Here is an 8,416-nt window from a genome sequence, read left to right as displayed (position 1 = left end):
CCTTGACGCCCAGTTCGCGGGCCTTGTCGAGCTTGGAGCCGGGGTCGGCGCCGGCCACCACGTAGTCAGTCTTCTTCGAGACTGAGCCGGAAACCTTGCCGCCGGCGTCCTCGATCATGCGCTTGGCCTGGTCGCGGCTGTGGCGGGCGAGGGTGCCGGTGAGGACGAAGGTCTTGCCGGCAAGCCGGGTGCCGCGCTCGCGCTTCTTGCCCTTGAACTGCAGCCCGGCCTTGCGCAGGCGTTCCACCAGTTCGCGGTTGCGGGGCTCCAGGAAGAAGCTGCGGATGCTGGCGGCGATGTTGGGGCCGACCTCTTCGACCTGCTGCAGTTCCTCGACGCTCTTCTCTTCGTCTTTGAGAGTAGCGGCCTCGACGAGCGCGTCGACGGAGCCAAAGTGCTCGGCCAGCAGTTCGGCGGTGCGCTCACCCACGAAGCGGATGCCCAGGCCGTAGAGCACGCGGTCGAGCGGCCGCTTCTTGGAGGCCTCGATCTCGTCCAGGACGTTCTGCGCCGACTTGTCGCCCATGCGTTCGAGCTCGAGCAGGTTCTGCTTAGTGAGCTTGTAGATATCGGCGACGTTGCGGACCAGGCCGCGGTCGCAGAGCTGGTTGACCAGCACGTCACCCATGCCCTCGATGTTCATCACCGAGCGGGCGGCGAAGTGGCGGATGCTTTCCCGCAGCTTGGCGGGACAGTTGGCGTTGACGCAGCGGTGGTCGGCCTCGCCCTCGTCGCGCACCACCTTGCCGCCGCACTCCGGGCACTTCTCCGGCATGCGGAACTTCCTGCGGCCGCGGGGATGCTGCTTGTCCTCGACCATCGCGACGACTTTGGGGATGACGTCGCCGCCGCGCTCCACCTGCACCCAGTCGCCGATCAGCAGCCCCAGGCGCTCGATCTCGTCCTGATTGTGCAGGGTGGCGCGGCTGACGGTGGTGCCGCCGATGGAGACGGGAGTGAGCGCGGCCACCGGCGTGAGCTTGCCGGTGCGGCCCACCTGCACGAAGATGTCCTCCACCTGGGTGACGCCGCCGCGCGCCGCCCACTTGTAGGCCAGGGCCCAGCGCGGGGCGCGCCCGGTGAAGCCCAACTCCTCCCACAGACGAGTGTCGTTCACCTTGATGACCACGCCGTCGATCTCGAAGGGCAGCGAGTCGCGCTTCTTCTCCCAGTGGGCGATGAAGTCCTGGATCTCGTCCAGGTCCTTGCACAGGCGCCAGGTGCGGTTGACCTTGAAACCGGCTTCCGAGAGCGCCTCCAGCGAGCGCGAGTGCTCTTTGAAGGCGACGCGGCCGCCGACGGCCAGGAAGTAGGAGTAGAAGTCGAGGCGGCGCTGCGCGGTGATGGCGGGGTCGAGCACGCGCACGCCGCCGGCGGCGGCGTTGCGCGGGTTGGCGAACTGGGAGAGTTCTTGGGCCTCGCGCTCCTGGTTCAGCCGCTCGAAGGACTTGGTGGGCATGATCACTTCGCCGCGCACCTCGAACTCCGCCGGCAGCCCGGCCTTCTTGAGCGCGGCCGCCGGGATGGAGAGCGGGACGGAGCGGATGGTGCGCACGTTGGCGGTGACTTCCTCGCCCACCTCGCCGTCGCCGCGGGTCAGGGCCAGGGCGAGCCTGGACTTGGCCTTCTCCTGCGGGTCGGGCTGGTAGCGCAGCGCCATCGAGAGGCCGTCGAGCTTGAGTTCGCAGACGCAGGCGACCTCCTTGCGGCCGCTCAACTCGCGCACGCGGCGCTCCCAGTCGCGCAATTCCTCCTCGGTGTAGGCGTTGTCGAGGGAGAGCATGGGAGTGGAGTGCTGCAGCTTGACGAAGCCCTCGCGCGGCTGCCCGCCCACGCGCTGGGTGGGCGAGTCGGGGGTGACCAGCTCAGGATGCTCGGCCTCCAGGCGTTTCAGCTCCTGCACCAGGCGGTCGAAGTCGGCGTCGGAGATCTCGGGCTGGTCGAGCACGAAGTAAAGGTGCTCGTGGCGGCGGATCTGCTCGCGCAGCGCCGCGATGCGGCGCTCGACCTCCTTGCCCTTGGCGTCCGTGGCCATGCCAAGGATTATAGGGGCGAAGGGGGCGCGGCCGCAGCCGTCACAACGGCGGCGGAAAAGGGCAAAATCCCCTATAATCCCGGGGCGTCCCAAGCGGAGAGGTGGAGCATGAAACGGATCGCGATGGTGATGTCGCTGGTGCTGCTGGTGGCCGGCTTGGTCCTGGCGCAGCAGAAGCAGAGCGAGAGCAAGCCCGCCGCCAAGACGGCAAAGCCGGCCAAGGCCGCCGAAAGCAAGAAGGCGGAGGCGCCGGCGCTGCCCAAGCCGTCGCCGGAGATGGAGAAGCTCAGCAAGCTGATGGTGGGCAACTGGACGACCGACGAGAAGTTCGAGGCCAGCGACTTCATGTCCGCGGGCACGGGCAAGGGCAGCGAGAGCACGCGCCTGGGTCCGGGCGGACTCTCCCTGGTCTCGGATTACCACTCCAAGAACGTCATGGGCGAGGTGCACGGCCACGGCATGATCTGGTGGGACCCCAAAGACCAGGTCTTCCGCAACCTGTGGTGCGACAACGTGGCGCCCTCGGGCTGCGAGCTTTCCGGGCCAGGGAAGTGGGAGGGCGACAACCTGGTCTTCCACGATGAGACCGAGATGATGGGTCGCAAGATCGTGATGAAGGTCACGCTGACCGACCTGAAGCCCGACTCGCACACCTTCACCGTCGACATCGCGGGCGAGAACGGCGAGATGCAGCGCAGCATGACCTTCAAGTACACGCGCAAGCCGGCGGCAGCGGCCAAGCCCGCGGCGAAGCCCTGATCCCGGAAGGTCCCCGCCCGCAAAGCATGCGCAAAGCCGCGCTCCTCTACAATCCGGCCTCGGGAAGCAAGCGGGACCGCCGCCTCGCGCACGTGGAGGACGCGGCCGCGGTGCTGCGGGCCGCGGGCGTGGACGTCCTGGTGGTGCCCACGCGCGCCGCGGGCACGGCGGGGGAGCAGGCGAGGGAGGCGGTGGCCGCGGGCTGCGACACCATCCTGGCCTGCGGCGGCGACGGCACCGTGCACGAGATCCTGCCGGGCGTGGCGAGCAGTTCGGCGGCGCTGGGGGTGATCCCCCTGGGCACCGGCAACGGCCTGGCCAACGATCTGGGCACCTCCCACCACACGGTGAAGGCGGCGCGGCAACTGCTCGCGGCGGAGATACGGCGCATCGCCCTGGGCCGCGTGGACTTCCAGAACGGCGAAGGCCGCCCGGCGCAGCGCTACTTCACCGTGGGCGCGGGCGCCGGAGGCGACGCCCGCATGCTCTACGAGGTCGGCCACCAGGCCAAGGGCCGCCACGGCATGCTGGCCTACTATCTCAACGTGGCGTGGCAACTGGCCACCTATCCCCTGTCGCCCTTCGAGGTGGAATACCGGGAGAGCGGGAGCGGGGAGCGGCGCGTGGTGGAGGTCTCGCAGGCGCTGGCCATCCGCATCCGCGACTTCGGGGGCATCGTGCGCAAGGTGGCGCCCGACGCCGGGCTGGAGCGCGACGACTTCCAGCTCCTGCTGGTGCGCACCGCCCGCCGCCGCGCCTTCTTGCGCTACATGGTGCAGACCTTCCTGGACCGGCCGCGGCGGGTGCGCGGGGTGGAGATGGTACACGCCACCGAGGCCAGCTTCCGCGAGATGCCGCCCGACGATCCCCGGCGTGCGGCCTGGCCTCAGCGGCCTGCCTGCGCCATCTACACCGAGGCCGACGGCGAGGTGCTGGGACGGCTGCCGCTGCGCCTCAGCATGGTTCCCGCCGCCCTCAACCTGCTGTATCCCGCCCATCCCAAGCGATGAGGCGGCGGAGCGGGATTTCAGGTACGATTTGCTTGCGGTACCCGACGCACCCGTGGAACCCATCACTCACTTTCTGACCGGCGCCTGCCTGAGCCGCGCGGGGCTGAACCGCAAGACCCCGCTGGCCACCCTCACCCTGGTGCTGGCCACCGAGGCCGCCGACATCGACGTCTTCCTGGGCATCGGCAACCGCATCCGCGGCTTCGCCCACCACCGCGGCTTCACCCACACCTTCCTGGGCGCGCCGCTGGTGGCGGCGCTGGTGCTGGCCTTCGTCTACGGCGTGTATCGCTGGAGCCATCGTGGGGAGGCGCCGGCGGGCTGTGCCGCCTGTCCGCCTGGGGATGAGCCGGGGGCGCAGCCTCCTGCGCCGCGCTGGGGGCTGCTCTACCTCTACGCCTGCCTGGGAGCGCTGGTGCATGTCCTACTGGATTACACCAATAGCTACGGGGTGCGGCCCTTCGATCCCATCTCCTACAAGTGGTATTCGTGGGACATCGTTAGCATCGTGGACCCGTGGATCCTGGCGGTGCTGATCCTGGGGCTGGTGGGACCGTGGATGTTCGGGCTGATCAACGAGGAGATCGGGGCGCGGCGTCCGCGCTACCGCGGGCGCGGCGGGGCCATCTTCGCCCTGGTCTGCCTGGTCGCCATCTGGGGGCTGCGCGACTTCGAGCACCGGCGGGCGGTGGCGGCCATGGAGTCGGTGCTCTACCAGGGCGAGGAAGCGCGCCGGGTCTCGGCCTATCCCTACTCCACCAATCCCTTCCTGTGGATGGGGGTGGCGGAGACCGACACCTTCTTCGAGACCATGCATGTGAACTCGCTGACCGGGGAGGTGGACCCCGACGGGCGGGCAGTGGTGCGCTACAAGCCCGAGGAGACGCCGGCCCTGGAGGCGGCCAAGCAGTCCTACCTGGGACGCGTCTACCTGGACTGGGCGCAGTATCCCATGACCGAGGTGGAGCCCGTCACCGGCCCGAACGACGTGCTGCTGGGCTACGCAGTGCGCTTCTACGACCTGCGCTACACCTACCCGGAGAATGCCGCCCGGCCGCTGGGCGCCTCCGTGGAACTGGACGACAAGCTCAATGTGGTCTCACAGCACTTCGGCTGGCGCACCCGGCAAGAGGAGCAGGAAGAGCGGGGCGGCCGCTGAGCCGCTTGACGGAAGCCGCAGCGCGGCGGGAGAATCCCAGTTGCACCCGCGCCGCGGCGTGGGAATGAGGTGAGCATGCTGGCATACGTCTTCGTAGTGGTGGCCATCGCCTTCCGCTTCCTGCCCCAGACCCTGGGGTTCACGCCCCTGACGGCGTCGCTGCTGTATTTCGGGGCGCGCATGCCACGCAAGTGGATGTGGGCGCCGCTGCTGCTCATGATGGCGGTCGACGTCTACCTCACCCGCGCGGTCTACCACTATCCCTTTACCTACGACCAACTGGTGGTGTGGGCGTGGTACGCGGGCATGATCCTGCTGGGCGGCCTGCTGAAGCAGAAAGCCAGCCTGGCGCGCATCGCGGGAGCCTCGCTGGCGGGTTCGGTCTCCTTTTTCCTGGTGAGCAACTTCGCGGTGTGGCTGGTGTGGAATATGTACCCCAAGACGCTGGCCGGGCTGGGAACCTGCTACCTGCTGGCGATGCCCTTCTTCCGCAACGGGGTGCTCGGCGACCTGCTGTTCACCGCGGCGTTCTTCGGGATCGGAGCGCTGGTGGCGGCGCGCCAGCCCGCCGAGGCCAAGCTGCCGGTGTTGCGCTAGCTTCCGCCAAGAGGTCCGTGAAACGCCCTGCTGCGGCAGGGCGTTCTCATTTGTGTGGGTCGGCGGGGGCGGCCTCGTGCACCATCTCGCGCACCGGCCGGCGCATCAGCCGGTAGATCAGCAGGCACACCAGCAGGAACACGGCGAGGGACACCAGCGCCAGTTCGCGGTGCTCACGGAAGAGTTCCTTGACCGTTTCCACGATGGAAGGCCCGAACTCCAGCACCAGCAGCGAGAGGACCCCAAAGCGCACCATGCGCCCCAGGAAGATGGCGGCCAGGAAGTCGCGCAGCTTCATGTCGAAGACCCCGGCGGAGAGCACGAACAGCTTGAAGGGGAAGGGCGGAGGCGCCATGGCCGGGATCATGAGCGCGAAGAACTCCTGCTTCTCGAAGCGATTGCGCAGCGCCTCCATGCGCTCGTGGGAGATGCGCTTGCGCAGCGCCACCTCGCCCCCCTTGCGGCCGATGTAGTAGATGATCAGGCTGCCCAGCGCCGAGCCCAGCGACGCGGTGATGGGATAGAGCCAGAAGTGGGCGCGGTCGCTCCACACGTAGGCGGCGACCACCGGGTCCAGGGGAAGGCCGAGCAGCGCAGCGTCCACCCCGGCGATGACGAACGGACCCCATATCCCCAGGACCTTCATGGCTCCCAGGAAGAATGCGGTGTACTTCGCGAGGATGATCTTCAAGAAGTGCAAGGGGATTAAGGGACATTCTACAGGAGGGCGCGCGCCTAGCCCGGGCCGGCGTGCTCGGTCTTGCCGGCCAGCAGGTCGAGGGCGTGAGGGAGCAGCTCGAGGACCGCGGCCAGCGACTCGGTGGCGGCGGCGGGGCTGCCGGGCAGGTTGAGCAGCAGGGTGGAGCCGCGGACGCCGCAGACGGCGCGGCTGAGCGCGGCCAGCGGGGTCTTGCGGGAGCCCTCCGCGCGCATGCGCTCGGCGATGCCCTCCACCATGCGGTCACAGACGGAGCGCGTGGCCTCGGGGGTGACGTCGCGGGCGGCCACGCCTGTCCCTCCGGTGGTGACCACCAGGCGGGCCTGCTGGGCCAGCCGCACCAGGGCCTGGGCGATGGCGGCGGCCTGGTCGGGAACGACCTCGCTGGCGACCACCTGGAAGCCGCGGGCCTGGAGGGCGGCAGCCACGGCGGGGCCGGAAGCGTCGCGGCGCTGGCCGCGGGCGCAGGAGTCGCTGACGGTGAGCACGGCGGCGGTCATGCGCAGGCAGGAGAGACCCGGTCAGGCGTCGAGCACATTTTCTTCTTTTTCGCGGTTGGCTTCGTCGAGCAGGCGCAGGCCTTCCATGAGCAGGCCCTGGGTGGAGCGGGTGATGGTCTGCTCCGAACTCTTGCCGGTGAAGTCGATCTGGAAGACGCCACCGGGCCAGGTGAGGACCTTGTAGACGGCCTCGTCACCCTTGAGGGGGCCGTAGACGGCGTGATTGATCTGGCCGTCGGAGAAGTACATCTCGCAGCGCTCGCCGTTCGCGGTGAGCACCAGCTCGCAGGTCTTGCGGCCCATCTCCAGGGACTGCAGCAGGTCCATGACGTTCATCTGGGCCAGGTTGCCGCGCACCACGCTCTCGCCGGGGGCCTCGCGCGCCATCTTCTCCAGAGCGATCTTGTCCATGATGCGCTTGATGCGGGCGGTGGCTTCCTTGATGAAGAAGGGCTTCTCCACGAAGTCCTCGACCGAATCCTGCAGCATCTTGAGCTTCTCGGTGATGTCGGCGCGGGAGGCCATGAGGATGACGGGGATCTTGGCGGTGGCGGCCCGCCCCTTGAGCTTCTCCAAAAGCTGGCGGCCGTCCATGCCCTGCATGGCGTAGTCGGTGAGGATGAGGTCGGGGGGATCGTCGATGGCCTTGAGCAGGGCGTCGGCGCCGTCGGTGGCGGTGGTCACGGCGCCCAGCGGGGTCAGGGACTGGCGCAGCATCTCCAGCACCATCGGATTATCTTCGACGAGCAGGACCTTGACGTTGCCGGCCATCCGGACGGTTACTTCTTTCTACGGGAGGGGCCGCGCGGAGGATGCGGCGGGCGCGAGTAATCCCCGCTCTTGCCTCCCGATTTCCGTTGCAGCACGATTTCCCGGATCTCGATGCCTTTGTCCAGCGCCTTGCACATGTCGTACACGGTCAGGGCAGCCACGCCGGCGGCCACCAGCGCCTCCATCTCCACCCCGGTGACGGCAGTGGTGACGACGCGGGAGGTCAGGGCGACGCCATTCTCGCATAGCCGGGCACGCACATCAATGTGAGACAGGGGGATGGAGTGGCACATGGGAATCAGTTCGGGGGTGCGCTTGGCGGCGGCGATGCCGGCGATGCGGGCGATCTCCAGCGGGTCGCCCTTGGGGTTCTTGGGCAGCGCTTTCAACACCTTAGGCGACATGGCGACGAAGGCGGAGGCCTCCGCCTCCCGCCGCGTGGGCGCCTTGGCGGAGACGTCCACCATGCGGCTGCGGCCGCCGGCGTCGAAATGGGAGAGCTTCCTGGGCACGGGTCCTCTCACCTCAACAGCACCGAAACCATCTCCCCGGCGGGCAGGCGCTCGCGGTCGGGGGGCACTACGATATAGCAGTTGGCGCGGGTAAGGGAAACCATGTCGCCGGAGCCCTGCCAGCGCGCGGGGACGACCTCGGCGGGCCCGTTCTGGCCGGAGAGAGCGGCGGGCAAGAAGCGGGTCAGGCCGGTCCTGGTGCGGATCTCGGAGGAGAGCCGCGCCTGGGTGAAAGCCAAGGGAAGAGGCGGCGCGCCCGCCAAGGCGTCGATCACCGGCCGCGCGAACAGCTCGAAGCACACCAGGGTAGAGACCGGATTTCCGGGCAGGCCGAAGAAGCAGGTGGGCGGCGCGC

Annotated in this window: 10 protein-coding genes; 4 read left to right on the top strand and 6 right to left on the bottom strand. The window is 68.6% G+C overall.

The window, feature by feature from the left end; genetic code table 11:
- On the bottom strand, nucleotides 1-2,035 hold a 2,035-nt coding region (gene ligA / locus VEG08_02635), incomplete at its 3' end, for an NAD-dependent DNA ligase LigA (GenBank protein HXZ26876.1).
- Between the two features lie 108 nt (nucleotides 2,036-2,143).
- Between ligA and VEG08_02630 the strand changes: the two genes are divergently transcribed.
- From VEG08_02630 to VEG08_02615, 4 genes are all read left to right on the top strand, one after another.
- Nucleotides 2,144-2,794, top strand: a complete 651-nt coding sequence (locus VEG08_02630) for a DUF1579 family protein (GenBank protein ID HXZ26875.1) — start codon at nucleotides 2,144-2,146, stop codon at nucleotides 2,792-2,794.
- Nucleotides 2,795-2,820: 26 nt separating this feature from the next.
- Entirely contained in the window at nucleotides 2,821-3,804 is a 984-nt protein-coding gene (locus tag VEG08_02625) for a diacylglycerol kinase family protein (protein HXZ26874.1), read from the top strand.
- 52 nt (nucleotides 3,805-3,856) lie between these two features.
- Nucleotides 3,857-4,963: a metal-dependent hydrolase gene (locus VEG08_02620; protein HXZ26873.1), complete on the top strand. Its 1,107-nt coding sequence runs from the start codon at nucleotides 3,857-3,859 to the stop codon at nucleotides 4,961-4,963.
- A 75-nt stretch (nucleotides 4,964-5,038) separates the two neighbouring features.
- The gene (locus VEG08_02615) at nucleotides 5,039-5,560 is read left to right on the top strand and encodes a DUF6580 family putative transport protein (GenBank protein ID HXZ26872.1); all 522 of its coding nucleotides are present in this window, start codon (nucleotides 5,039-5,041) and stop codon (nucleotides 5,558-5,560) included.
- Between the two features lie 46 nt (nucleotides 5,561-5,606).
- Here the strand turns inward: VEG08_02615 and VEG08_02610 are convergent, their stop codons facing one another.
- The 5 genes from VEG08_02610 to VEG08_02590 all read right to left on the bottom strand — a co-directional run.
- Nucleotides 5,607-6,260: a VTT domain-containing protein gene (locus VEG08_02610; GenBank protein ID HXZ26871.1), complete on the bottom strand. Its 654-nt coding sequence runs from the start codon at nucleotides 6,258-6,260 to the stop codon at nucleotides 5,607-5,609.
- Nucleotides 6,261-6,295: 35 nt separating this feature from the next.
- Complete coding sequence (locus VEG08_02605) at nucleotides 6,296-6,778, bottom strand: MogA/MoaB family molybdenum cofactor biosynthesis protein (protein HXZ26870.1); 483 nt, start codon at nucleotides 6,776-6,778, stop codon at nucleotides 6,296-6,298.
- Nucleotides 6,779-6,799: 21 nt separating this feature from the next.
- Complete coding sequence (locus VEG08_02600) at nucleotides 6,800-7,549, bottom strand: response regulator (protein ID HXZ26869.1); 750 nt, start codon at nucleotides 7,547-7,549, stop codon at nucleotides 6,800-6,802.
- Nucleotides 7,550-7,557: 8 nt separating this feature from the next.
- The gene (gene moaC / locus VEG08_02595; GenBank protein HXZ26868.1) at nucleotides 7,558-8,061 is read right to left on the bottom strand and encodes a cyclic pyranopterin monophosphate synthase MoaC; all 504 of its coding nucleotides are present in this window, start codon (nucleotides 8,059-8,061) and stop codon (nucleotides 7,558-7,560) included.
- A gap of 8 nt (nucleotides 8,062-8,069) precedes the next feature.
- The coding region (locus VEG08_02590; protein ID HXZ26867.1) for a molybdopterin molybdenumtransferase MoeA at nucleotides 8,070-8,416 on the bottom strand (347 nt) is incomplete at its 5' end.

It is taken from the genome of Terriglobales bacterium, from assembly GCA_035624475.1.
Classification (GTDB): domain Bacteria; phylum Acidobacteriota; class Terriglobia; order Terriglobales; family Acidobacteriaceae; genus DASPRL01.
Note: the sequence above shows the minus strand (reverse complement) of the source record. Positions and strands in the feature narration are given on the sequence as shown.

What these genes read in the sequence shown, in the direction of transcription:
- VEG08_02600 (HXZ26869.1), bottom strand. Translation starts at nt 7,549, where the DNA reads ATGGCCGGCAACGTCAAGGTCCTGCTCGTCGAAGATAATCCGATGGTG.
- VEG08_02615 (HXZ26872.1), top strand. Translation starts at nt 5,039, where the DNA reads ATGCTGGCATACGTCTTCGTAGTGGTGGCCATCGCCTTCCGCTTCCTG.
- VEG08_02630 (HXZ26875.1), top strand. Translation starts at nt 2,144, where the DNA reads ATGAAACGGATCGCGATGGTGATGTCGCTGGTGCTGCTGGTGGCCGGC.
- VEG08_02605 (HXZ26870.1), bottom strand. Translation starts at nt 6,778, where the DNA reads ATGACCGCCGCCGTGCTCACCGTCAGCGACTCCTGCGCCCGCGGCCAG.
- VEG08_02625 (HXZ26874.1), top strand. Translation starts at nt 2,821, where the DNA reads ATGCGCAAAGCCGCGCTCCTCTACAATCCGGCCTCGGGAAGCAAGCGG.